The sequence below is a fragment of the Rhodococcus sp. Ni2 genome (assembly GCF_021352185.1).
In the GTDB taxonomy this organism is placed as follows: Bacteria; Actinomycetota; Actinomycetes; order Mycobacteriales; family Mycobacteriaceae; genus Rhodococcus_F; species Rhodococcus_F qingshengii.
In genome coordinates this window covers 1,779,530-1,804,649 of sequence record NZ_WOXZ01000002.1, presented here as the reverse complement: position 1 = coordinate 1,804,649, position 25,120 = coordinate 1,779,530, and the positions used below count along the sequence as shown (strand labels likewise).

The 25,120-nt window shown below is 62.4% G+C and carries 21 protein-coding genes and 1 tRNA gene; 11 read left to right on the top strand and 11 right to left on the bottom strand.

Annotation, left to right across the window (positions count from 1 at the left end; genetic code table 11):
* The first annotated feature begins 56 nt into the window (after nucleotides 1-56).
* On the top strand, nucleotides 57-1,691 hold the full coding sequence (locus GN300_RS21960) for an acyl-CoA synthetase (RefSeq protein ID WP_063316616.1): 1,635 nt from the start codon (nucleotides 57-59) through the stop codon (nucleotides 1,689-1,691).
* Between the two features lie 6 nt (nucleotides 1,692-1,697).
* On the opposite strand, the gene GN300_RS21955 is transcribed toward GN300_RS21960, so the two are convergent.
* Genes GN300_RS21955 through GN300_RS21945 form a run of 3 tightly spaced genes read right to left on the bottom strand, consistent with a single transcriptional unit; the run spans nucleotide 1,698 to nucleotide 5,250 of the window.
* Complete coding sequence (locus GN300_RS21955; protein ID WP_058039108.1) at nucleotides 1,698-3,026, bottom strand: amidohydrolase family protein; 1,329 nt, start codon at nucleotides 3,024-3,026, stop codon at nucleotides 1,698-1,700.
* A gap of 40 nt (nucleotides 3,027-3,066) precedes the next feature.
* Nucleotides 3,067-4,044, bottom strand: coding sequence for an isopenicillin N synthase family oxygenase (locus GN300_RS21950; protein WP_003942293.1), 978 nt, complete (start codon nucleotides 4,042-4,044; stop codon nucleotides 3,067-3,069).
* A gap of 15 nt (nucleotides 4,045-4,059) precedes the next feature.
* Complete coding sequence (locus GN300_RS21945) at nucleotides 4,060-5,250, bottom strand: nitrate ABC transporter substrate-binding protein (RefSeq protein ID WP_232330017.1); 1,191 nt, start codon at nucleotides 5,248-5,250, stop codon at nucleotides 4,060-4,062.
* Between the two features lie 251 nt (nucleotides 5,251-5,501).
* On the opposite strand from GN300_RS21945, the gene GN300_RS21940 reads away from it, so the two are divergent.
* From GN300_RS21940 to GN300_RS21925, 4 genes are read left to right on the top strand one after another with little or no spacing between them, the layout of a single operon-like run.
* The gene (locus GN300_RS21940) at nucleotides 5,502-6,284 is read left to right on the top strand and encodes an ABC transporter ATP-binding protein (RefSeq protein ID WP_003942349.1); all 783 of its coding nucleotides are present in this window, start codon (nucleotides 5,502-5,504) and stop codon (nucleotides 6,282-6,284) included.
* Entirely contained in the window at nucleotides 6,281-7,186 is a 906-nt protein-coding gene (locus GN300_RS21935; RefSeq protein ID WP_007731277.1) for an ABC transporter permease, read from the top strand. Before GN300_RS21940 ends, GN300_RS21935 begins: the two co-directional genes overlap by 4 nt.
* A complete protein-coding gene (locus tag GN300_RS21930) occupies nucleotides 7,183-8,253 on the top strand; it encodes an isopenicillin N synthase family oxygenase (protein ID WP_063316617.1) in 1,071 nt (356 codons plus the stop codon). Before GN300_RS21935 ends, GN300_RS21930 begins: the two co-directional genes overlap by 4 nt.
* Before the next feature lie 47 nt (nucleotides 8,254-8,300).
* Complete coding sequence (locus GN300_RS21925; protein ID WP_003942323.1) at nucleotides 8,301-8,945, top strand: GntR family transcriptional regulator; 645 nt, start codon at nucleotides 8,301-8,303, stop codon at nucleotides 8,943-8,945.
* A gap of 4 nt (nucleotides 8,946-8,949) precedes the next feature.
* On the opposite strand, the gene GN300_RS21920 is transcribed toward GN300_RS21925, so the two are convergent.
* Together GN300_RS21920 and GN300_RS21915 are read right to left on the bottom strand one after the other, a co-directional pair.
* Complete coding sequence (locus GN300_RS21920; RefSeq protein WP_063316618.1) at nucleotides 8,950-9,726, bottom strand: triacylglycerol lipase; 777 nt, start codon at nucleotides 9,724-9,726, stop codon at nucleotides 8,950-8,952.
* Between the two features lie 73 nt (nucleotides 9,727-9,799).
* A tRNA-Met gene (locus GN300_RS21915) sits at nucleotides 9,800-9,873 on the bottom strand.
* Nucleotides 9,874-10,323: 450 nt separating this feature from the next.
* Here GN300_RS21915 and GN300_RS21910 point away from each other — a divergent pair.
* Entirely contained in the window at nucleotides 10,324-10,878 is a 555-nt protein-coding gene (locus GN300_RS21910) for a transglycosylase family protein (protein ID WP_003942299.1), read from the top strand.
* A gap of 89 nt (nucleotides 10,879-10,967) precedes the next feature.
* Here the strand turns inward: GN300_RS21910 and GN300_RS21905 are convergent, their stop codons facing one another.
* Nucleotides 10,968-13,883: a UPF0182 family protein gene (locus tag GN300_RS21905; protein ID WP_207623849.1), complete on the bottom strand. Its 2,916-nt coding sequence runs from the start codon at nucleotides 13,881-13,883 to the stop codon at nucleotides 10,968-10,970.
* Between the two features lie 174 nt (nucleotides 13,884-14,057).
* Here GN300_RS21905 and GN300_RS21900 point away from each other — a divergent pair, with 174 nt between their 5' ends.
* Nucleotides 14,058-14,660, top strand: coding sequence for a PPA1309 family protein (locus GN300_RS21900; RefSeq protein WP_019747831.1), 603 nt, complete (start codon nucleotides 14,058-14,060; stop codon nucleotides 14,658-14,660).
* A 26-nt stretch (nucleotides 14,661-14,686) separates the two neighbouring features.
* Here GN300_RS21900 and GN300_RS21895 read toward each other — a convergent pair whose 3' ends face one another.
* Complete coding sequence (locus GN300_RS21895) at nucleotides 14,687-15,709, bottom strand: PDZ domain-containing protein (RefSeq protein WP_054187616.1); 1,023 nt, start codon at nucleotides 15,707-15,709, stop codon at nucleotides 14,687-14,689.
* A gap of 123 nt (nucleotides 15,710-15,832) precedes the next feature.
* Here GN300_RS21895 and GN300_RS21890 point away from each other — a divergent pair, with 123 nt between their 5' ends.
* From GN300_RS21890 to GN300_RS21880, 3 genes are all read left to right on the top strand, one after another.
* Nucleotides 15,833-17,233, top strand: a complete 1,401-nt coding sequence (locus GN300_RS21890) for a zinc-dependent metalloprotease (protein ID WP_063316619.1) — start codon at nucleotides 15,833-15,835, stop codon at nucleotides 17,231-17,233.
* 98 nt (nucleotides 17,234-17,331) lie between these two features.
* Nucleotides 17,332-18,246 (top strand): hypothetical protein, encoded by a 915-nt coding sequence (locus tag GN300_RS21885; RefSeq protein WP_063316620.1) that lies wholly within the window; start codon nucleotides 17,332-17,334, stop codon nucleotides 18,244-18,246.
* A gap of 4 nt (nucleotides 18,247-18,250) precedes the next feature.
* Nucleotides 18,251-19,594, top strand: coding sequence for an AarF/ABC1/UbiB kinase family protein (locus GN300_RS21880; protein WP_172403528.1), 1,344 nt, complete (start codon nucleotides 18,251-18,253; stop codon nucleotides 19,592-19,594).
* A gap of 26 nt (nucleotides 19,595-19,620) precedes the next feature.
* On the opposite strand, the gene GN300_RS21875 is transcribed toward GN300_RS21880, so the two are convergent.
* Both GN300_RS21875 and GN300_RS21870 read right to left on the bottom strand, forming a co-directional pair.
* Entirely contained in the window at nucleotides 19,621-19,944 is a 324-nt protein-coding gene (locus tag GN300_RS21875; RefSeq protein ID WP_003942321.1) for a WhiB family transcriptional regulator, read from the bottom strand.
* Nucleotides 19,945-20,457: 513 nt separating this feature from the next.
* Nucleotides 20,458-22,596, bottom strand: a complete 2,139-nt coding sequence (locus tag GN300_RS21870; protein WP_063316621.1) for an ATP-dependent DNA helicase UvrD2 — start codon at nucleotides 22,594-22,596, stop codon at nucleotides 20,458-20,460.
* A gap of 103 nt (nucleotides 22,597-22,699) precedes the next feature.
* On the opposite strand from GN300_RS21870, the gene GN300_RS21865 reads away from it, so the two are divergent.
* On the top strand, nucleotides 22,700-22,957 hold the full coding sequence (locus tag GN300_RS21865) for a mycoredoxin (RefSeq protein WP_003942350.1): 258 nt from the start codon (nucleotides 22,700-22,702) through the stop codon (nucleotides 22,955-22,957).
* Nucleotides 22,958-22,971: 14 nt separating this feature from the next.
* Here the strand turns inward: GN300_RS21865 and nudC are convergent, their stop codons facing one another.
* Entirely contained in the window at nucleotides 22,972-23,871 is a 900-nt protein-coding gene (gene nudC, locus GN300_RS21860; RefSeq protein ID WP_007731249.1) for an NAD(+) diphosphatase, read from the bottom strand.
* A gap of 38 nt (nucleotides 23,872-23,909) precedes the next feature.
* Complete coding sequence (locus GN300_RS21855; RefSeq protein ID WP_003942296.1) at nucleotides 23,910-24,977, bottom strand: TrkA family potassium uptake protein; 1,068 nt, start codon at nucleotides 24,975-24,977, stop codon at nucleotides 23,910-23,912.
* Nucleotides 24,978-25,120 lie beyond the last annotated feature (143 nt).

Genomic DNA, 25,120 nt, shown 5'->3' with positions numbered 1-25,120 from the left:
TGATTGCGCATTAGTGTGTAATCAGTCCTACAACGACGCTCGGAAGAGGTTCACGTATGCCCGGATTGGTCACCAAGGTCACTGACACCATCGGCGCGGCGGGGGTCATGTTCCGAGCCGGACTCGTCCCGTTCCCTCGCCTCGATCGCGGGCTCAAATCCATTGCAGCCGTGGACAAGTACGGACCCTTTGCCGGGCCGGTCCATGCACACGCCGAGAACGGCTACGATGCGGTGGCGGTCATCGACGAGCGCGGACCCATCACCTATGCCGAGCTCGAGCGTCAGAGCAACGCGTTGGTCCGGGCGTGGCAGGCCGACGGCATCACCTCCGACTCCGTCATGGGTGCGATGTGCCGTAACCATCGAGGCTTGGTCCTGACCATGCTGGCGGCAGCGAAAAACGGAACGAAGCTCGTTCTCATGAACACGGGCTTCGCTCGGCCCCAACTCGTGGACGTCGCCGCGCGGGAGAAGGTGGTCGCCTTCGTCTACGACGACGAGTTCGCGGACATCGCCGATGCCTTGCCGGACGACGTCGTCGTCTATCGTTCCTGGCCAGAGGGCACGGCCGCTGACGGTTCCACGGCAGCTACTCTCGACGAGGCCATCGCCGGACGCACCACGTCGTCGGTGCCGGCACCCGAGAAGAACGGTGGCTTCGTCCTCCTCACCAGCGGCACAACGGGAACTCCCAAGGGTGCGCCGCGTGGCCACACCTCCCCTCTCGCGTCGGCGCAGTTCCTCGACCGCGTGCCGTTGCGCCGCGGACAGACCATGATGATGGCGGCCCCCGCCTTCCACGGAACCGGCGTCTCGCAGTTCGCTCTCGCGTTGGCGCTCGGCCAGACCGTCGTCATGCATCGAAAGTTCGATCCGGAGAACACGATCAAGCTTGTCGCCCAGTACAAGTGCGACAGTCTGGTCGTGGTCCCGACGATGCTCACTCGCATCATCGACCTCGGTCCCGACGTGCTGTCCAAGTACGACACGTCGAACCTGAAGATCATCTTCTCGGCAGGTTCGTCACTCTCACCCGACCTGTGCAAGCGAGTCACGGCCTCGTTCGGGTACGTCCTCTACAACCTGTACGGATCCACCGAGGTCGCAGTGGCCACGGTCGCGACTCCCGAGGATCTGACCATTGCGCCGGGAACCGCGGGCCGCGCTCCGGTGACCTGTCACGTCGAACTGTTCGACGAGAACAACAGGAAGATCACCACCCCACACACGATCGGCAGGATCTTCGTCGCCAGCGGGCTGAGCTTCGAGGGATACACCGACGGGCGCGACAAGGAACGTATCGACGGACTTCTCTCGACCGGCGACGTCGGACACTTCGACGCCAACGGCCTCCTCTTCGTCGACGGCCGCGACGACGACATGATCGTCTCCGGTGGCGAGAACGTCTACCCGCTCGAAGTCGAGAACCTGCTCGCCGATCGCGAGGACGTCTTGGAAGCGGCAGTCATCGGAGTCGAGGACGCCGACTTCGGGCACCGCCTGCGAGCGTTTGTCGTCGTCGCCCACGGCGCCGACCAGAACTCCGACGAGCTGAAGGATCACGTCCGGTCGAATCTCGCGCGCTACAAGGTTCCCCGCGAGATCGTCTTCATCGACGAACTTCCCCGCAACGCCACCGGAAAGCTGTTGCGCCGCGTCCTGATCGAGATGGAGATCAGCGAAGACTGAGCACAGTCACAAAGCGCTGAGCGTGCGGATCAATTCCGCCTCGTCGACGCGAGTGGAGTGCCCGTCGCGGAGTACGACCTCGCCCGCAACCAACACCGTGTCCACTATCTGACGACTGCCCGTCGTGAGAATGGACGCGCCCGGATCTCGTACCGGGAGGCAACCGAAGTCGCGTTCGAACCGAATCATGGTGAGGTCGGCGGGATCACCCACGGAGATCCCGCCGGACCTGGCCGGCAGACCGAGTGCTGCGTTTGCACCGCCGGATGCGATGTCGATCATGGCTTCGAAGCCGAGCAGGTCGGCGCGGCCGCGCGCGGCTCGCTGCACGTAGGCGCCGGTGCGCAGCGTCTCGAGCATGTCCTGAGTATCGTTGCTGGCTGCGCCGTCCACACCCAACCCCACCGCGATCCCCGCGTCGAGGAAACTCGGGACGGGCGCGATTCCGCTACCGAGCCGCATGTTGCTGACGGGGTTGTACGACACTCCGACGCCGCGCTCCGCCAGCACCTTCTGACCACGGTCGTCGAGTTCGACGCAGTGGACCGCCAGCACCCGGTCCCACAAGAACCCATGGGAATCCAGGTAGTCGACCGCGTTCATGCCCGCGTGTTCGGTACACATCGTGTTGTCGGTCTGCGTCTCGAGCAGGTGAATCGAGACCGTCAGGTCGCGAGCCTGCGCGAACTCACGCACTTCCGACATCCCCTCCGGGGTCAGCGAACGCGGGTTCGGTACCGCGACTGCCACGTCGACGCGGGAACCTGCGACGTCGCGCATCATCTGATCCGTATGTGCGAGAACGTCTCCGAGTGGTTGCATGAGCCGCGGATCGAAGCCCCACTTCCTCGTCTTGTCCGCCCGGTCTGCGGTTCCGCGTCCCAGTACCGCACGAATCCCGGTGTCGTGCAACGCCCGGATCACAGCGTCGTGAACCTCGCTGGACGGATGCGGCCACATGTGTTCGACCAGGGTGGTCGTACCGCTGCGCAATGCCTCCAGCGAGGCTGCGACAGTGGCCGTGTATGCGCGCTCCGGCGTGATCTGAACCGACTCTTCTGCGACCGCGAGTAGCCATTCGAGAAGCGGTGTCCCTTCGGCGATCCCACGCATCAGTGACTGCTGAAGGTGCGTATGGGTGTTGACGAACCCAGGGATCAGATACGCCCCCGATCCGTCCACACTTCCAGGTGTGGCGGTGCCGGTCGACTTCTCGATCGATTCGACCACCCCATTCGAGACGACGACGTCGTGGCCGGTCAGCCATTGCCCGCCGCTGTACAACGTCACGTCCCGGATGATCGCGTCGGTCATGTTCTTGGGCGCGGTAGTCATCGCCAGTTCTCCTGAAAGTGTGTGACGGAACGGATACGGATCAACGCGCGAAGTTCGCGCGTACTCGCTGGTCGATGTAGTCCTCGGCAGTGATCGGCGGGTACTTGCCCGCCGGCCCCTCGATGGTCACGTCGCGGTTCGCCTGAGCGAAGAACGCGAGGCTGTAGCGGGCTCCCCGATAGTCGGTGACTCCGGGACTCTTGACTCGATGAAAATTCGACGGCAGGACGTCATCACTCCATCTCATCAGCATGTCGCCGATGTTGCAGGTGATTGCTTCCTCAGCCGGCACCACCGACGTCCATTCCTGGGTGTCCATCTCCTTGCCCGGGCACAGTTGCAAGCCGCCCTGACCGTCACGCTGGAAAAGCAATGTCAGGCAATCGAAATCGGTGTGTGCTCCGGCACGCCACATCCCTTCGACATCTGCGTCGGCGGCAAGGGGGAAGTAGTGGAGTAGTCGCAGCGTGCTCTGGTAGGTGTCCACCGACGGGTCATGTGCCCTGGTGAAGAAGTCTCGTTCGAATCCCAGCTTCTCGGCGAAGCACGACAACAGGTCCATCGCAATGCCCCAGCACTTGGCTTCGAAGTCCAGGATCGTTTCGCGGAATCCGCCCAATTCGTCTGCAGTGGGCCACAGATCACCCATATGCGGGCGGGTCACCTGATAGGACTCTTTCTGATCAGGTGTTCCGATGGACGGACGCACCTGCGTCATGCTCTCCCAGCCGGAGTTGAAACCCTTCTTGAGCGGATACTGCGCTTTGACCTCGGTGGGCAGTGCAAAGAATCGCTCGGCCGCCGCGAAGGCCTCGCGGACCTGGTCCAGATCGATCCCGTGATTGACGATTTGGAAGAATCCGATGTCGGTCGCTGCCGACCACAACTCCTCGGCGATCTCGCTGCGCCGGTTCTCGAAATCCGAGAGATCGATTCTTCGGACCTCGCGGTCGGTGGTCTCCGTGCCCAGGCCACCCATGCGGGTCTCGCGGTTGAGTTCTGTCATGTCGTAAGTCATTTGCTGTCAGCTCCTTCAGCGGATTCCGATGGACCGATCGGTGAACTTGTCGGTGTAGATCGCTTCTGCAGTCAATGACTGCGGTATCGCCGCACCCCCGGCGTTCAGGATGGGCTTCAGTTCTTCGACGGTGTGAGCGACTCGCGTCATGTCGAACGTGCCGACGGATCCGTCCGCCTCGTTCGCGATCAGGCCCTTCTCTTTCAAGAGTTGGGCACTGAACGCTGCTTCACCCTCGGTGTAGGGAGAGAACGACACGTCCTGCGAGACGACGTCGACAATGGCAGCATTCGCCGTATCCGGCGCTGTGATGTAGTCCGCGGTGGCCTGCTGAATGATCGGAACCAGCTTGCTCAAACACGGGGAGAGTGTCTCGACCTTGTCGGCACGAACGGAAACATTGGACGCGTAGATGTCGAAACCCGAATCTTTCAGCAGGTCATAGGAAACCGGCTTGTCCCACGCCGGCGTCTCCTTCTCGTACGTGTACGGTTCCGAATTCGCGAATCCTTGCTGAGCGATGGTCGGGTCACCGACAAATCGCGAGGGAGCTCCGTCGTAGCTCGTATCGAGCTGAGACTGCTTCAGTAGGCCTTTCGCCACGAGCCACTGCGGAAACAGTTGCTCCTTGGAAACGACGACACTCGCGTCGGACTTGCCGATATCGGCAACACTCGCCCATTCCGGATGAGACTCTTTGTCCCACATGAGGATTGCCGGGCTGTACTTGAGCAATGGCGTGACGGCCACGACGGGCTGACTTGCCGCTGCCGCGATCACCTGATCGCCGTGCACCAAGCCGAGAGTGATCGAATCGTCGACGTACATCTGGGAGCTGACGGATTGGAACCCGATTGCCGGTCCCCCGGCCCGCAAGGTCAAGTCGACTCCGGTGTCCTTCCCTCCGGCGACAAGAGTCCCGCTGACGGACTTGTCGTCGGTGTCGACCGAATAGCCGGGACCAAGCATCTCGAAGAGCGCTCCCATATCCGACTGCGGCTGCCATTGGAGTTGAACCACAACGTTTTCCGGACAGAGACCCGCTAGGTTCTGAGCCTCGGCAGCTGGTTCGAGAGATTCAGCCTTGGCCGTCTCAGCCCCACTGGAGCTGCACGCAGTCAATCCGATGGCTGCACACATGGCCAGTGCCGCGCCGGCCGCTCCCACACTTCTGCGATTGGAATGCACCTTGCGATTTGAATACACAGCGTCTCCTTCGTGAAAACAATTGGGATGTGGGCGAACCAGGAAGGATGATCCGATGTGCACACTCTGCAGCACATGGATTACATGCAATCGACTAGTTGTTTCCATCAGGTAACGCGCGCCAGGATTCTCGCTTCACCTGCAATGTCACCTCACATTTACATTCAGCAATCTAGGCGACATACATGCAATTCAAGATGGTTCATACATCTTGAAGAACTTTTGCATGCATTATTGAACCGGAGGCTCAGATGGAACTCGCGAACACGATGCAGGATGCCGACGCTCGCAAGCTCACCGCACCGATGCAGATGGTCTTTTCCGATGTCGTCAAGAAGTTCGATACCGGCACTGTCGCGCTGGACGGCATCGATCTGAACGTGGAGCGAGGAGACTTCGTCGCCGTGGTCGGACCCTCCGGCTGCGGCAAGTCGACTTTGTTGCGCATGGCGGCCGGCCTCGAGCGACCGACCAGCGGCGCGGTTGCCCTCGACACCGAATCAGTTGGCTTCATCTTCCAGGAGCCGACTCTCCTCCCCTGGCGAACCGTGCAGGCCAACGTCGAATTGTCCGCCGAACTCGGTGGCGGCGACAAAGCAGCCCGAAAGTTGCGCGCCGACGAGGCAATTCGCGCAGTGGGCCTGGCGGACTTTGCGAAACAACTGCCCAACGCGTTGTCGGGCGGAATGAAGATGCGTGTCTCGTTGGCGCGAGCGCTCACCCTCGCACCTGCTGTGATGCTGCTCGACGAACCTTTCGGTGCTCTCGACGAGATGACACGACTGGAGATGCAGGTAGAGCTGCAAAGGCTCTACACCGACAAGGGGTTCACCTCGATGTTCATCACGCACTCGGTATCCGAGGCCGTGTACCTCGCAAACAAGGTGGTCGTCATGACCGCCCGGCCCGGACGAATCCATTCGGTCGTGGACATCGATTTCCCGTACCCGCGTAGCCCGGAACTGCGCTACGACGCCCGATACACCGAACACGTCGCCGAGATCTCGGCCAGTCTCCATGGGAGCTCACGATGACCGAAGTCCTTGCAGTGCAACAGGGCACCACCGCACGCAATTCCGCCGTTCGCACTGATTCTGCGACCGCTGCGCGAGCACAGTCACAGCCCGGACGGCCCTCTCGAATGAGAGCGCTCGGCACCTTCCTGCTCTATCCGCTGCTCTCACTTGCCGGCGCGGTCGCAGCGTGGTCGATCGTCAGCTACCTCGTTCTCTCCCCGGAACGTCGATTTCTCCTTCCGCCGCCGAGTCAAGTACTGACAAAGTCGCTACTCGACTGGAAGCACCTCTCGCCCATGCTCGAAGCCCTCGCAGTGACGGCACAGGTAGCACTGGTCGGCTTCGTCGTCGCGGTGGCAGTCGGCGTCGGAACCGGCGTGCTGATGAGCCAGGCCAAGTGGATCGAGCGGATCGTCTATCCCTATGCCGTTGTGCTGCAGGTCATTCCCATCCTCGCCATCGTCCCCCTCATCGGGCTCTGGTTCGGCTACGGTATGACCGCGCGTACCCTGGTGTGTGTTCTCATCGCAGCCTTCCCGATCATCACCAACACACACTTCGGATTGCAATCGGTCGATCGCGGACTGCACGAACTCTTCACCCTCGGCCGCGCGTCCCGTTGGGATCGATTGGTGAAACTCGAACTGCGAGCGGCAATGCCGGCTATTCTCACCGGCATCCGCACCGCCTCCGGCCTTGTTGTCGTCGGTGCCATCATCGGCGACATGTTCTTCGCCAAAGGACAACCCGGGATCGGAACGCTGCTCGACGTCTACCGAAGCCGCCTTCAGTCCGAGGATCTGATCGCCGCGATCGTGATCGCGTCGGTGTTCGGTGTCCTCGTCTTCTCTGCCTTTGGATTCCTCTCACGTGTGCTCGTCGGTAAGTGGCACACGTCCGGCCGCAAGGACTTTAAATGACCCACGAAACTCCTGTCTTCGAAATTCCTACGATCGATATCAGCCCGTACCTCCGCGGCGAGGCAGCGGTTGCAAACGCCACCAACAGCACTGCCTGTGCGGAAGTGGCAGCTCAACTCGATCGCGCGTGCCGGGAGGTCGGATTCATACAGATTGTCGGACACAGCATTCCACGATCGGCGACCAAAGGACTGGCCGACGCTCTCGACGAGTTCTTTGCTCTCCCACTGACGGTGAAGAACAACTATCGCCGTCCCTCGTCCGAGAACCGCGGCTACTCACCACCGAAATCGGAATCACTCAGCATGAGCCTGGGCGTCGCCGCCGCGAACCAGATGAACGATTTCTACGAAGCAATAGTCGTGGGCACAGAGGTGAGCGACTATCCGGGCGTCGACCTACCCGAGTCCAGCTACGCCGCCAACACCTGGCCCGTGGCCGCGCCCGGATTCCGACCGGCAATCGAAGAGTATTTCCGTCATGCCCAGGGCTTGGCACGAATCCTGATGTGCGCCTTTACCGACGCTCTCGGATTGCAGCCCGGGTACTTCGATTCGATGCTCGACCATTCGATCGACGCGATGAAGATGAACAACTACGCACTGCCCGAGGGCGAGATCCGCATCTCCGGCGACATGACGGGAATGGGCGCTCACACCGACTTCGGAATCTTGACCATCCTGTGGGCAGATCAAGTTCCGGGCCTTCAAGTTCTGAGTGCCGACGGCGTATGGCACGACGTCCAACCTGACGACGGCGCACTCTTGATCAACCTCGGCGACGCGATGGCACGCTGGACGAACGACCGATGGCGCTCGACAGTGCACCGAGTCGACCCACCTATCGTCGATGGTCAGATCATCCGACGTCGCTCTGCCGCATTCTTTTTCGACGGGAACTACGACGCCGTCATCGAAGCACTGCCAGGGACTCTCACACCGGGCGAAGTGGGATACCCGCCGATCACGATCGCTGAGAACATCGCGGCCAAAGTGGCCGGACTGAAAGGCGCGACGGCGCCCGACGTCGACAGTCGCAGCGCTGACCGGGTGCGCGCCGCTGGATAACGCTCCCGGGTACCGTCGACATCGTGCAGGATCGAAGTGAGGACAAGATGACCACCACCGAACGAGCTTTACTCACCGAGTCCGTGCACGAGACGCTTCGCGAACTGATCTTTTCGGGCGAGCTGGCGCCGGGGACACCACTGAGTGTTCCCGCGCTGGCGAGCAAGCTCAATGTCAGTCGAACGCCGGTCCGCGAGGCCGTGCAGCAGTTGATCTACGAGGGCATCGCCGTCCACACACGGAACGCGGGTGCAAAAGTCGATTCGCTGGACGCGGAGTCTCTGCGCGCGGTCTTCGAGGTGCGTGAGGTACTCGACGGTCTCGCGGCGTTCAACGCGACGGCCAATGCCACGCACGAAACCGTGTCACAGCTGAACAAGATGGTGCAGGTGCAACGCGAACTTCTCGAGAGCTCGCCGGATCAGCGTCGGGATTCGAAGCTCGACCTCGAGTTCCACACCTTGATTCGTGAGACTGCATGCAATCACCCACTCAGCGAAGCCCTGCATCGTCTGGATGGACAGTCACATCTCTACCGTTCGGACATGTGGAGCCTCGAGCTCAATCGGCGGATCGCTGTCACCGAGCACGCTCGTATAGTCGCGGCCATCGAATCGGGTGACGCCTTGGGAGCGAGAACTGCCGCGAGCGCACACGTAGCCGGGCTACTCGTCCGAACAACCCGGACCTGAAGCTTTACCGAAATGACGGAAACAGCGTGTCAGGCCAGGTGATGTCGCCGTCGTTCTCGTCCACGAACGTACCGACACAGTCGCGCCCCAAAGCGCTGATCGCTCCCGAGATGACCTCTGGATGCTCGAGCTCGGTGAGATGGTCTCCTCCGGTTCCGGCCCCGGGAACGCCATCGACGTACACCCGGCATTGGCCCCCGTCCAACCGACCGTCCGCCCACTCGCCCGAACTCTGCACCACCGAATAGTAGGCAGATCCAGGAGTGTCCTCACCGGCATTGAGCTTGGTGAGAACTTCGGAGAACATGCAGGTGTCGTAACCGTCGGCAGGGCCTTGTACGCAGCCACCGGGGCTACCGTACTGCGGCGCACCGATGGCGACGAATGAATCCACTACTTCGGAGCCACCGAGGAACTTCGCGTAGTACCGGGAGCTCAGTCCACCCGCACTGTGCGCGATCACCCCGACGGAGTCAGCGCCGGCAGCGTAGGAGCGAATCGAATCGGCAATCAGCTCGGCGTCGGCCGCAATCATCTTGCCGGGTGCATCGACGAAGTGTGTCTCGTAGCCCGCAGCGCTCAGTGCCTTGTCGAGGGCGCGGTAGGTCGCCTGGTGCGTTTCTCCCGAGTTGTAGAGCTGCTGCCCCGGAACGATGAAGACCACGCGCTTCGCATCGGTGATCCGCCCACCGGCGGCAGCGCTTCCTGCCGAGAACGCCAGAGCGGTGGTCGCCAGCGAAGTAGACACCGCCATCGCCAAGAGAATCTTCGAGAGTCGCACGTCGCCACCCTACGACGGCTGCGCACAAAAAAGGACCGCCGCACTGGAATCCAGTGCGGCGGTCCTTTTCTAGTAGCGGGGACAGGATTTGAACCTGCGACCTCTGGGTTATGAGCCCAGCGAGCTACCGAGCTGCTCCACCCCGCGATGCATGGACAAAGTTACACGAGCAGGTGAACGGAACGCAAATCGCCTGCGCTGGAGCGAAATACACGCCTGAAAGTCGAGAAATCGGGTGACTGGGTTCACAAAATGCCCGTGAGCATCAACACATAACAAGCATGTAACGAACGTACGTCGAAACGGCATCGGAAAGTCTCTACCAGCACAAACGCTAAAATTTTGGGTCGAGAGCAGACCAGACAGTCCGGAAAATTGCGAATCGACCCTCGTTCGACGCTCCCGTACGGTCGGTCCCGGCCCGAATCAACCGGGCGAACGCCGACCCGCCGCTGCTCCACTCTGCCCCGCGGGATCGGAACCCCCGAAACCTTCGAGGGGCAGAGACACGGAGAGACAAGCGCCCGGGAAAGTCAGCATCATCGCCGACCCGCAGGCCCGCCGATGTCAGCAAGCGCGGAGAGGATTTACCCCGACATGACGTACACCAGCATCAGCAAGCGTGCATTCGGCACATTGGCAGTAGCCGGCGCACTTGTCGCAGTGCCCCTCACCATGAGCACCGGCACCGCTTCCGCAGCCACCCACAACTGGGACGGCGTCGCACAGTGCGAGAGCGGTGGCGACTGGAACATCAACACCGGAAACGGCTACTACGGCGGCCTGCAGTTCTCGCAGAGCACCTGGACCGCCAACGGTGGCACCGGCTCGCCCGCCAACGCTTCCAAGGAAGAGCAGATCCGCGTCGCCGAGAACACCCTGCAGAGCCAGGGCCCCGGCGCATGGCCCGTCTGCGGCCAGCGTCTGACCGTCGCGAGCGAGCCTGCAGTCGAAGAAGCTCCCGCCGCAGCGCCGGCTCCCGTCGCCGAGGCACCCGCAGTTGCTCCCGCCATCGAGATCCCGGCCGAGCTCAAGCCCGCCGCACAGCAGGCTTACGACACCGCTCGTGACCTCGCCGGCCAGTACGGCTTCGCCGCACAGTTCCAGCAGCTCTCCGATGCCAACGCACCGATCGTTGCAGCACTGCGCTGATTCAGCTCGTACAGCTTCACCTGAGCACACAAGAAGGCCCACCATCCGATCGGATGGTGGGCCTTCTGCTATTCATGAACTGACGCCGCTTACCTCGGCAGCGCCTGGTACGCGTCAACAGCCTTCTGCAGGCGGTCGAGCGCAGCACCGTAGCTGGTGAAGTCACCGCTCTGTTGCGCCGACTTCAATGCCGCCATTGCCGAATTGACCTCGGCCAGCGCCTTCGTGACGTCATCCGAAGAAGCCGGCGGGGCCGGTGCCGTCGGAGTTGTCGGCGTTTCCGGTTGCGCTCCGGTATCCGGATCGGGTGCCGGCTGGGTGACCGTCGCTGCCGAACCTGCGCCCGGCCAAATCTGACTGATCGCCTCGGAGACGGTCGGTGCATAACCGATCCGAATGCCGTTGGTGTCGCTGAAGCTCACCAATACACGCGCCAACTGAGGGAACGCGTTCTGCGAGTTTCGCTGCGAGTACAAAGGCTCGACATAGAGGATTCCGCCCTCGGCAATCGGCAGAGTCAGCAAGTTTCCGTACTGAATCTTGTTCGACTGCTTGAGCAGGGACACTTCCGAAGCAACACGCGAATCCGACGTCATCGCAGACTGAGCCTGCTGTGGACCCTGAGTCTGCGTATCGGTCGGCAACTGCAGCACCGTGAACTTGCCGTAGTTCTCCTTGTCGTTCGCCACCGAGATGTAGGCCGACAGCAACTCACGACTGAACCCGACCATCGGACTGGTCAGACGGAAATCCGCCTTCGCGGTGTCCTTGTCGCCCACCAGCACGTAGTACGGCGGCTGGTTGGCCGACGTGTCGATCGTCGGATCGCTCGGAACCGACCAGAACGCGTTGTTGGTGAAGAACTCACTCGGATCGTCGACGTGGTACTTCGCCAGCATCTCTCGCTGAACCTTGAACATGTCTTCCGGGTAGCGGAAGTGTGCCTGCAAGTCGTCCGAGATTTCGCTCTTCGGCTTCACCGTGTTCGGGAAGACCCCCATCCACGCCTTCAGAACCGGATCCTGCTCGTCGACCTGGTACAGCGTGACAGTGCCGTCGTAGGCATCGACCGTGGCCTTCACTGAGTTACGGATGTACGAGAACTCCTGGCGCGGAATGAGGCGCCCGGTCGTCTGGTCGATACTGTCCTCGACCAACCCGTCGAGCGAACTGCGCTGCGCGTACGGGTAATCCTGGGCCGTGGTGTAGCCGTCGATGATCCACTGCATCTTGCCGTCGACCACTGCGGGGTAAGCAGCGCCGTCGGTCGTCAGCCAAGGCGCGACCTCCTCGACCCTTTCCTTCGGATCACGCTTGAAGATGATCTTCGAGTTCGAGCCGATTGCACTCGAGAACAGGATGTTGCGCTCGGTGTACTTCGCCGCGAATGCAAGACGGTTGAACCAGTTGCCGATCGAAACGCCACCCGAACCTGTGTAGGTGTACTTCGAGGTGTCGGTGTCGTACTCACGAGGTCCCTCGCCGTCGACAGAACCGACGATCGAGTAATCGGCGTCCGACTGACTGATCACCTCGCCGTAGTACGAACGAGGATTGTCCACCTTGAGATTCTCGTTCTCGGGCGTGGTCGTCAGGTCGCTCACCGAGTAGATCGGGTAGCCACCGGTGTTGTTCTGACTGTCGCCCTGCACGGCCGTGACTTCGTTGGCCTGGGCGGCGACGAAACCGTTGCCGTGCGTGTAGACCGTGTGCTTGTTGATCCAGTCCGTCTGGTTGCCGGAAAGGTTGTTCGGCGACAGCTCACGCGCGGCGACAACGAAGTCGCGCAACTGGCCGTCTTGTTCGTAACGATCGACGTTGAGCGTCTGCGGGAACCCGTAGAAGTTCTTGAGCTGACGCTGAGCGGTGAACGTCGGCGACAGAATGGTCGGATCCAACAGGCGTGTGTTCGCGATCGTGGTCCGGTCTGCCGGAACGTCCTGTGGCTGCTTGGTGCCAATTCCCGGATAGTCGACGTAGTCGACGTTTTCTTCCGTGATCCCGTACGCCTGACGGGTCGCTTCGATGTTTCGTTCGATGTACGTGCTCTCCTTCTGCGCCGCATTGGGCTTGACGGAGAACTGCTCGACGATCATCGGGTAGACGGCACCGACGAGGACCGACGAAAGAACCAGTAGAGCGACTGCCATGGCCGGTATCCGAAGATCCCGCGTGAAGATCGAGGCGAAGAACGCCAAGGCGCAGATGACCGCAATGGACAACAGAATGAGCTTCGCAGGCAGAACCGCATTGATGTCGGTGAAGCCCGGGCCGGTGAACGTCGGTTCCTTACGACTACTCGACATCAACGAGTACCGATCAAACCAGTACGCCACCGCCTTGAGAAGCACAAAGGTGCCGGCGATGACAGCCAGCTGAATACGAGCGGCCGTGGTGAACGTCCCATTGCGCCCGGCCAACTTGATCCCACCGAAAACGTAGTGGGTGACCAGGTTTGCCACGAAGGCAAGCAGAATCGAGACGAACAACCAATTCAGAACGAAACGGTAGAACGGCAGATCGAACGTGTAGAAGCCGACGTCCAAGTTGAACTGCGGATCGGTGATCCCGAAAGCCTGGCCGTTGAGGAACAACTGGATAGTGACCCAGTTGGCCTGTGCGATGAGACCGGACAGGATGCCGATCGCTACCGGAATGATCACGCCGAAAAGACGAAGACGCGACATAACGGTGGTGCGGTAGCGCGCGATCGGATCATTGGGCCCGGAGACCGGGACGAACACCGGGCGTGCGCGGTACGCGAGAAGCATCGCGAGCCACACGATGGCGCCGACGACAATTCCGACGACCAGGAAGAGCACGAATCGCGTCAGCAGAACCTTGGTGAAGACACCGCGGAAGCCGACTTCGCCGAACCACAACCAGTCCGTGTACATGCCGATCAGTCGCGGCCCCACGAGCAGCAAGGCCGCCACTACGACAGCCACCACCAACAAGATTCGACTGCGTCTGGACAGAGAGGGTAAACCTGCGGGGGGCCGCATGCCCACGTGCCACGCTCCAAGATTTGGCGACGCCGTGGCGTCGCAACCGATTGCATCGATCACTGCGGCCACGCCCGAGTGGACTTGGCCGTTTCCGACCACTCTACGTAACAACGGTCACGGGTTGACAACACGGAGAGCGGGGAGCCGGACAGAAGGTGGGAGGATGAACGTGTGAGTGAAGAGAATATGAGCAGATCACCGAGTGCCCTCGCCCGGTGCGTTCATGAAGTTGTCGACCACATCGACGCCGAAGGCTGGGATCAGCCGCCGAAGCTGTACGCGTTGGTACCCACCGAAATGCTCGCCGCGGCCGAACCCGGACTGCTCGACCAACTCGCCGAGGGCGCCGAATACACACCGATCGAACAGGAATCGCTTCCCGAGGACATCATCGGCGGTTCACGGGCACTCGACGAGTTCCTGGCGACGACGCATTGGCCCGAGTCCGTGCAGGGTTGCATCCTGGTGCAGGAGATCGTCGTCCTGCCGCCCGAGGCGGAATCGGATCTCGACCACGCCACGGCGCCGGTGTTGACCGATCAGCACGCGGCGGACGAGGTCGCGCGGCTGACGGCCAACGCGCATCCCGATCGACGCGAGGCTCGACTGTTCGTCGGCGTGCTCCGTGACGGTCCCTCGCTGTCGCTCCTACAGATGCGTCCCGACGAGGATGCGGATCCGTACGGTGACTTGGAACTGCTCACCTACGACGGTCTTGCACCTCACCTCGTGCACGCCCTGTACGCGACGCTCGACGAGGTCGAAGAAGACTGACAGAGTCGTCGGCGGCCAGGCAGCTTTCAGCAGCGGGGTGCGTCGCCGCCCGTGTTGAGGCTCTCGAGTGAGTCCACTGCGCCGGGCAGGTTGTCGACCTTGACGAGTCGAAGCCCGTCCGGCGCATTCTGTTTCGCCTCGTCACAGTTCTGGGCCGGCACGAGGAAGGTCTCAGCACCGGCTTGGGACGCGGCGATCAACTTGTACCTGATGCCGCCGATCGGACCGACCTCGCCGTCGGAGTCGATGGTGCCCGTTCCGGCTACGAACTTTCCGCCGTTGAGCTCCCCCGGAGTCAGCTTGTCGACCAAGGCCAGTGTGAACATCAGTCCGGCAGAAGGACCGCCGATGTCGGCGAGATTGAACTGCACGGTGAAGGGAACGTCCGGGACCTCGCTGGGTGTGACGCCGAGGTAACCCGATTCGGGCTTGTTGGGCCGCGCCCCGACGGTGACCGGCACAACGGTCTCCACACCCTCACGAAGGACGGTGACGTCGATCGCGGTGCCGGGCGCGATCGCACCGACCGTGTCCTGAACGCCGGTGATGGTGGTTACCGGAGTGTCGCCGATCTTGACCAGGACGTCGCCTTCTTGCAGGGCACCCGCAGCGGGACCGTCCGGAGTCACCTTCGAAACAGTCAGTGCCACCGGCTTGCCGAGAAAGTGCAGTGCCGCCAACTCGGCACTGTCCTCGGATTGCTGGAAGTCGGCCGTGTTGGCCTGCTGAATCTCTTCCTTCGACTTCTCGGGCGGATAGATCTCCGAGCGAGGGACGAGTCCGTTGCTGCCACTCGCCCACAGTCCGAACGCTTCGAAGATGTTGAGGCCGTCGCGAACCGACACCGTTGTCATGTTGAGGTTGCCGTCGGTGGGATCGACCTCGGTCCCCTGGATGTCCACGACGGGCTTACCGTCGACGTCGCCGAGCGTGTTGAAGGTGGGGCCCGGACCGAGTGCGACATAAGGAACAGTGACCATTGTTCCGACGACTCCCAACACGACGATGGGTGCGAGTGCGGCCAAGAGCGTCACTATCCGTCGATTCACCTGATCCAGAGTAAAGCGCGAAGGCTCCGGAGCACCGATCGCACCGCCTGAGCGCCGTGCGTGTTCGCCGTCAGCGTGACTCGGAGGGCGACTCCGACCGCTCGAGCCTTGTACCGTTGAGGTATGAGCAATATGCCGTTCGGCTTCTCCAACTCCGACGACGATCCCGATCGCGACAAGAACGCGGCGGGTGGCAATCCGTTCGGGGGTGGTGACATGCCGTTCGGGTTCGGCGCGGGCGGTGAGGGATTCGATCCGGCTCAGCTCGGCCAGATGCTCACCCAGTTCGGGCAGATGCTAAGCGGAATGGGCTCGTCGATGGGCCAGGGCGGTACGTCCGGCCCGGTCAACTACGACATCGCCAAGAAGCTGGCACGCCAACAGATCGGATCGGTCACACCGATCACCGAGGGCAACGTCAAGGCGATCGCCGACGCCGCGCACCTGGCCGAGATGTGGCTGGACGCCGCGACAACGCTCCCTGCCGGAGCGAGCCGCACTCTTGCGTGGACTCCGAACGACTGGCTCGACAACACGATCGACACCTGGAAGCGACTCTGTGATCCGGTGGCCGAGAAGGTAGCGGGCATGTGGGTCCAGGGTCTTCCGGCCGAAGCACAGCAGATGGCTGGCCCGATGCTGGGCATGCTCGGCCAGATGGGCGGACTCGCGTTCGGCTCGCAATTGGGCCAGGCACTCGGCCAACTGTCCACCGAGGTGCTCTCCTCCACTGACATCGGCCTGCCCCTCGGCCCCGAAGGCACCGCGGCCCTTCTCCCGGCTGCGGTTCAGGCTTTCAGTGAGGGTCTCGAACAGCCGCATCAGGAAGTTCTGGTCTTCCTCGCCGCGCGGGAAGCCGCTCATCAGCGCCTTTACAGTCACGTTCCGTGGCTGCGCCAGCGTGTTCTCGCGACAGTGGAGGAATACGCCCGCGGAATCACCATGGACTTCTCGGCGATGGAAGAATTCGCCAAGGACCTCGATCCATCCGCTCTCACCGATCCGAGCAAGCTCGAAGCGTTGATGCAGCAGGGCACGTTCGAGCCGCAGAACACACCGGAGCAGAAAGCCGCTCTCGAACGTCTCGAGACTCTGCTTGCGCTGGTCGAGGGCTGGGTGGAGACGGTCGTCACCGCCGCACTCGGCGAGCGACTGCCTGGTGTTGCCGCGATGAGCGAGACGTTGCGGCGTCGCCGTGCCACCGGCGGCCCCGCCGAACAGACCTTTGCGACGCTGGTCGGACTCGAACTTCGTCCTCGCAAGGTCCGTGAAGCGGCCGGTTTGTGGCAGAAGCTCACTGCGGAAGCCGGTATGGACGTTCGCGACGGCGTCTGGTCGCATCCCGACCTGATGCCCGATTCGAGCGATCTCGACGCACCGGACGGATTTGTCGCCCGTGTCCTCGGCGCCGGCGAAGCCGGTAATTTCGACGACCCGATAGCCCAGCTCGAAGCCGTCGAGGCAAAAGAGCGTGCGGCCGAGGCAGCGATGGACAAGACCCGCGAGGACGACGAAGAGAAGTAATCCCTTCTCGACCGATTTTCGCAGATCAGCCGCGATGACGGCCTGTGGATAACTGCCGCTGACGTGGACTCGCCGAGGGCCCGTCGTGCCAGCATCGAATGATGACCAGTCACACGCAAGACGACGCCAGACAAGACAGCACTTCACAACGATCCGCGGGACCCCGATGGGACCCGCGGATCGCTGTTCTGTCGCGCCCGGACGGTCGACTGCAGCTGGGATGGACCCCCGGACATGCCGTCCTGCTGACTCTGCCTGTCGGGGTCGACGATCGCGCGGTGAAGTCGATCCTGCGCAAAATGGACGGCTCGAGATCCCGCGCAAACATCCTCTGGGAAGCGTCGAGGCGCGGGATTCCCACGTCGGTGACGGAGGAGTTGCTCGAGCAACTCGCCGATTCCGGTTTCGTCCACACTGCCCGCAGAAGCACCGCGACGGTACGGATTCACGGTGTCGGTCCGCTCTCTGACGCCATCGAGCGCGCACTGGTCGCCGGCGGGGTCAGCACGCGTCGCTCGCGCGGGTATCGCAACACCGACGTCGTGCGCACGTGGAACGAACAACTGGTGGTCCTGGCCGACGACGTCGTAACTGATCCTCGTCTGGTCAGCGATCTCGTTCGCTGCGGACTCCCCCACCTTTCCGTCCGCATCCGCGACGGCAACGGTGTGGTCGGTCCTCTTGTCCTGCCTGGTCAGTCGAGTTGCCTGCGGTGCGCAGACATCCTCCGATCCGAACTCGACCCTCATTGGCTTCATCTGTCCGCGCAGCTACTCGGCAGCGCAGGCCACGCGGAATCGGCGATGATCCATGCAAGTGTCGCGCTGGCCCTGGCCGAGATCGACTCCGCATTATCGGAGACAGCGGCGACGCATGCGGCGAGTCTGTCGTCGACGCTCGAGATCGCGCTCCGTCCGTATCGGATCACAACCAGGCGCTGGCCTCGGCAAATATCCTGCAGTTGCCAATACCTGGCACCTGTTTCGGGCAAAGGACGCCCCAGTCAGACATGATGGTGTGGTGTCCGAGATCCCACGCAAGAGTTCTGCCCGTACTGCCAAACTCGCGAGCATCCCCCTGGGGATGGCCGGTCGCGCCGCCATGGGCTTCGGACGCAAGCTCGCCGGCGGCGACAAAGGCGAGATCGACGCGCAGTTGAGCGCGAAGGCGGCCGAGCAACTGTTCGCGGTGCTGGGCGAACTCAAGGGCGGCGCGATGAAGCTGGGCCAAGCGCTCAGCGTCATGGAGGCGGCAATTCCGGAGGAATTCGCCGAGCCGTACCGCGAGTCGCTGAACAAGCTCCAGGCCGCCGCCCCGCCGCTGCCGACCAAGCAAGTACACAAGATGCTCGACCAGCAACTCGGAACCAAGTGGCGCGACCGATTCCAGTCGTTCGACGATGAACCGACCGCGTCGGCAAGCATCGGGCAGGTTCACCGAGCCGTCTGGGCGGACGGCCGCGACGTAGCCGTGAAAGTTCAGTACCCCGGCGCCGACGAAGCTCTACGCGCCGATCTCAAGACCCTGGGCAGATTTGCCGGTCTCTTCGGTTCGGTCATGCCCGGTGTCGACGTACGGCCCGTGATCGAGGAGTTCACCGCGCGCACGGAGGAAGAACTCGACTATCGGATCGAGGCGAACAATCAGCGAGCTTTTGCCAAAGAGTTCGACGGAGATCCCCAATTCGTGATCCCGCACGTCGTGGCGAGCGCGCCGAAAGTGGTCGTGACCGAATGGATGACGGCAACCCCGTTGACCAGAATCATCGAGAGTGGAACGCCGGAGCAGCGCAACGCGGCCGGTGCACTACTCGCCGAATTCCACTTCGCGTCTCCGGCCCGTGTCGGATTGCTCCACTGTGACCCGCACCCCGGCAATTTCATGCTTCTCGAGGACGGCCGACTCGGCGTCATCGACTTCGGTGCTGCTGCGCCGTTCCCGAACGGACTGCCACGGGTTCTCGGCACTATGGTGCGCTTGGCTGTCGAGGAACAATTCGACGAGTTGACGGAGTTGTTGCGCGCCAACGGTTTCGTGATCCCCGGACGCACGGTGACCGACAAGGAGATCGCGGATTACCTGCGACCCTTCACCGACCCGATCCAGACCGAGTCATTTCACTTCACTCGGGCATGGCTGCAAAAGGCCGCCGGAACCGCCACTGACTTCAACAGTGCGCAGTTCCGAACGGCCCGTGCACTCAACCTTCCGGCCGAGTATTTGATGATCTTCCGTGTTCTTCTCGGTTCGGTCGGCATATGCGCCCAGTTGGACGCATATGCCCCGTACATGGAAATCCTGACTCGTTGGTTGCCAGGGTTCGCGGAGCCGGTTCTGGATGACACCGGCTCCGCCGACTAAGACACCGGCTCCGCCGAATAGGGCTCTCACGCGCACACGAGTTGCTTGCGTGGGCGCCCTCTCGGTCTCTTGCGCGCTATGACGGCCCCCTGATCGAGGATCTCGCCTCCCCACACCCCCCATGGCTCGGCGCGGTCGAGAGCCGCACTGAGACAACGGGAACGGATGGGGCACTGCGCGCACAGTGCCTTGGCCTGCTCGAGTTCGGCCGGAGCTTCGGCGAACCAGAGATCGGGGTTGGATGCCCGGCACGGCAGGTCGCGGCGGGTGGACGCGACCTCGATGAACGTGACTGCAGCCGAAGTGACGTCGGTGGAAGTTACTGCAGTGGTGGAGTTTTCGGATTCCACGCGGATTGTCTGGGCAGACAACTCGGTCTCCTAGTGCTCGGATGCGAAACTGTGTCGCACGATATGGGTTCGATGGGTGCGAACCTGAGCCGAGTCGGAAACCAGATGAAGAGGGCTATCCAACACAAAGGCCACGGTCCGCAGGGGCTGCGGGTCCGTGGCCGTAAGTGAACGGATGTGTCCTACCGAGAAATACCTCGATGGCTTAAGAACACGGACTCGACAGCTGCTTTCTTTGCTGCTGCTTGAGGGCGCAGGCGGAGCGCATGCTGCGCCCATCCCGCTGCACGCGGCAGCATGGGGGCGGCAACAGCGAACTTTGCGCTTGCGCACGCTTCGTAAGAGATCAAGTTCGTCATTTTTTTGCCACCTCCATTTCGTGTCGGTCCGGATAGTTTCTGCGCACAGGTTGCCCCGTAACACTGAAAACCAGAGTAGAGAATCTGCCGAATCTGCACAACCTATTTTTGACCTGCGGTTATGTAACTCACCGTTGTCGATTCGGATGTGTTGTCAGATATCGAGTGTTGCCGCTCGCAGTTCACCGCGAATGACAGCTAGTACGTCTTCCCCGAAGTTGTCGAGTTTCTTCGGCCCGATTCCAGGGATCGAAACCAGTCCACGATTATCTTGTGGTCGTTGTTCGGCAATAGCCATCAGTGTGTTGTCACTGAAGACGACATAGGCCGGAACTTTGAGTTCTCGGGACTTGTCCAGACGCCAGGCCTTGAGGTGCTCGAGCAATTCCAGGTCGACATTGGACGGGCATTTTTCGCAGCGCCCGAGCATGGTCGCCGACGTCCCGATCAACGGTTTGCCGCAGACGCGGCAGCGCGGACGCTTCTTGTTTCCCGACGACGGCGCGGCGACGCGCGAGGCCTGCGAGTCCTCCGGGATTAGTCCGTTGAGAAATCTCGACCGGCGACGGGACTTGCGTCCACCCTCATTGCGGGCCAATGCCCACGACAGCTGCAGATGCTCGCGGGCGCGAGTAACCCCCACGTAGAGAAGCCGACGCTCCTCCTCCACCGCGACGTCGTCGGCGCCCGAATTGGCGTCGCCGAGAACGTGTTGGATAGGCAGGGTGCCGTCGTTGAGGCCGACCAGGAACACCGCATCCCATTCGAGCCCCTTGGCCGCGTGGAGGGAGGCCAGCGTCACACCTTGCACGGTCGGTGGGTGCCGCGCCTCGGCTCGGGCCGTGAGCTCCTGTAGAAGCCCGGTGAGCGTCAGTTCAGGTTCGTGGACAAGTTGTTCTTCGGTGAGCGCCACGAGAGCCGAGAGCGACGCCCAGCGCTCGCGTGCCTGAGTACCCGAAGGCTCTTCGTTGGTCAGGCCGAGCGGCGCGAGCACAGCGCGGACGAGTGAGACCAGCGCTTCGCCGTTGTCTGCACCTTCGGGGAGGTCGTCGCGTCCAGCTGCCTGACGCAGCGCTGCCACCGCCTGACGTACCTCGGTGCGAGTGAAGAAGCCCTCTCCACCGCGCACCTGGAACGGGATGCCCAGCTTCGTCAGGGCCTGCTCGTGCGCCTCCGACTGAGCATTGATCCGGTACAGAACAGCGATCTCGGCCGCAGGGGTGCCTGCCGCGATCAGCCGTTTGATCGCCCGCGCAACGCCGAGTGCTTCGGCCGGCTCGTCGTCGAACTCCATGAACTCCGGCTCAGGCCCCGGAGCGCGCTGCCCGATCAGCTGCAGACGCGTCCCGGCGATCCGCCCGCGCGCGGCACCGATCACGCGGTTCGCCAACGACACGACCTCAGGGGTGGAGCGGTAATCCCGTTCGAGCCGAACGACGGTCGCTTCGGGGAATTTCCGGGAGAAGTCCAACAGATAGTTGGGGGTGGCTCCGGTGAAGGAGTAGATGGTCTGATTCGCATCGCCCACCACGGTCAGATCGTCTCGGTCGCCCAGCCAGGCGTCGAGCACACGCTGCTGCAGTGGGGTGACGTCCTGATACTCGTCCACGACGAAGCAGCGATACCGCTCGCGGAACTCGTCGGCGACTGTCGAATGCTCTTCGAGAGCTGCCGCCGTGTGCAGTAGGAGATCGTCGAAATCAAGCAGCATGCCGTCCTGGCCGCGTGCTTTCAGCTCTTCGTATGCGGCATACACCTGGGCCACCTTGGTGGCATCGACCGGTGCCTCACGGCGAATCTTGGCGATCGCGCGTGGGTAATCCTCCGGCGCGATCAGCGACGCCTTCGACCACTCGATTTCACTGGCGAGGTCGCGGACGCTTTCCGTGCTGGTGGACAATCCCACCCGGGCTGCGGCACTGCTGACAACCGCGAACTTTCGGTCCAGCAGACGCCACGGCGTGTCGCCGACAACCTGCGGCCAGAAGTACTTCAGTTGACGGAGAGCAGCAGCGTGAAAAGTTCGAGCCTGCACCTGCGGCCCACTCCCGCCGACGCCCAGCTCACGGAGACGTCCACGCATTTCCCCGGCCGCACGAGCGGTGAACGTCACGGCAAGCACCTGACCGGCCGACACGTGACCGTCGGCAACCAGATGAGCGATCCGGCGCGTGATGGTGCGGGTTTTGCCTGTTCCAGCGCCCGCGAGGACACATACCGGGCCGCGTGGCGCGAGCACGGCGGCCGATTGTTCTGGATCCAGTCCGGTGTCCGCAGGCATGGGGACCATCATGGCAGGACGTTCCGACACTCCATTCGCCGCGCCCGACGGTATGTGGGCAAGAGAACACGGGCCGATACGGAACAACGCTCTCGGTCGTGGTGTTATATCGGCCGTGACTTCTACCGAAAATGCGCCTGCCCTGACCATCTACTCGACCACGTGGTGCGGCTACTGCCGTCGCCTCAAGACGCAGCTCAACGCGTCGGGGATCGAGTACACCGAGATCGACATCGAGAACGATCCGGCAGCAGCCGATTTCGTCGGCAGCGTCAACGGTGGCAATCACGTCGTTCCGACCGTGAAGTACGGCGACGGCAGCGTTGCGACCAACCCGTCGCTCAACCAGGTCAAGCAGGCTCTGGGTCTGTAGACCTTCTCCGGCTGCTACTTGACCCAGCTCTCGAGCATTCCGCGAGCGATGGAGATCGACCCGGGCAGCAACAGTGGCGCGTCCGCTTCCGAACCCCAGTCGCCGAGTTCGAGAGCGGCGCGCACCTCGTCCTTCGTGAACCAGGTGCCCTCGGCGATCTCGCCGTCCGCGAACAGCAGCGGAGCGGCGGGGTCGCCGATTGCGGCGAAGCCCAACATCACCGAGCGAGGGAACGGCCAAGGCTGGCTCCCGAGGTATCGAACGCTGTGCACGTCGATACCGACTTCTTCCTTGATCTCGCGGACAACACACGTTTCGAGTGACTCCCCGGCCTCGACGAATCCCGCGAGAATCGAGAAACGGCGCTGCGGCCAGGTCGGCTGACGCGCGAGTAGAACTCGATCGCCGCCGTCGTGCACCAGGCAGATGACCGCCGGATCCGTTCGGGGAAACTCCTCGTGGCCGGTGGACGTGGAAATGCGTGACCAGCCGGACATCGTGGGTTCACTCGGTGCGCCGTCGATAGCGCTGAATCCGGCACTGTCGTGCCAGTTGAGAATCGCGACGGCACCGGTCAACAAACCGGCGTCCGCGTCGTCGAGTGTTCCGCCGAGCATCCGCAATTCAGACAAAGTGCCCGCCAGCAGCGACACCCGCACCGCCCAGACGTGGCGATTCTCCCGAATTCCCAGGAAGACCGCGCCGCGCACCGGTTCGGGCCCCAACTCGGTTGCCTCGGCGAAGACCAATTGACCTTCCGGCGACACCTTGACCTGACCCCGTGAATTCACACGGAGGAGCAGTGCGTCCGCCCAACCCGTCGTCAGTGCAGCGGCGTCCGACCGCAATTCCTCGGCGCGGCCGACGCTCGAGCGTGAGAGCAGAGGTGTTTCGGTCAGCTGGAAGTCGTTCACGCTCACGACATTACTGCGCGCACGAAGCTCGGTAACACTCAGTTCGTGACGCGGCGAATGTAGAGCAGTCGATCGTTCTCTTCGACGGCGTCCACCTCGGGTGAACCGACGCGAACCAGACGGCCGTCACGAACGACCCCGAGCACGATGTCGGAGAGATGACGCGGAGAGCCGCCGACCTCGTCGCGCTCGACGGCACGCTCGGCAATCGCGAATCCGGCCTCCGGAGTCAGCAGGTCTTCGATCATCTCCACGACGGTCGGCGTCGTGGTCGCGATGCCGAGGAGTCGACCCGCCGTCTCCGAGGACACGACGACGGAGTCTGCGCCGGACTGACGCAGAAGATGCGCGTTGTCGGCTTCACGGATGGCTGCGGCGATCTTGGCTTTCGGCGCGATTTCGCGGGCTGTCAGCGTCACGAGCACTGCGGTGTCGTCACGGTTGGTTGCCACGATGATCGACGACGCATTCTGCGCACCTGCCAACCGAAGTACGTCCGATTTCGTCGCCGAACCGAATACCGTCACCAGGCCTTTGCTCGCCGCCGAATCGAGGACGGTCTGATCGGTGTCCACGACCACGATCTCCGACGCCGGTACACCGTCACCGAGCATTGCTTCGATTGCCGTCCGCCCCTTGGTCCCGTATCCGACGACGACGGTGTGATTACGCACGTGCTGCCTCCAACGCTGAATTTTGAACGCCTGACGCGAACTCTCGGTCAGAGCTGAAAGTGTGGTTCCGACCAACACGATCAAGAAGAAGATCCGAAGTGGCGTGATCAACAGGACGTTGACCAGGCGCGCCGACGGCGTGAACGGAGTGATATCGCCGTAGCCGGTGGTCGAGAGCGAAACCGTCGCATAGTAAATGCAGTCGAGCAGCGACAGCTCGTTGTCCTGTGCGTCCCGGTATCCCGCGCGATCGATGTACACGATCAACACGGCGGCGCCGAGAGCACCCAACGCGATGAGAACTCGCTTGTAGATGGCCCGCGCCGGACTTGTCTGTAGCTGGGGAATGCGCAGCACCCCGACAAGGGCGAAGTCAGGCTGATCGGTCAATGCTTCCGACCTGGTCAAACGCGCCCGGAGCTTACCGGCCATACATCGACTCTCTCACTCGAACTTACGAAATACCTACACGGACATCGGCAGGCAGCGTAACCCTCGAAGATCGACTTCGGAACTCGGGCGCCGAATAGCGCGCGGGTCGTGGCGCCGGTAGTGGCAAGAAGGTCCACCGTGAG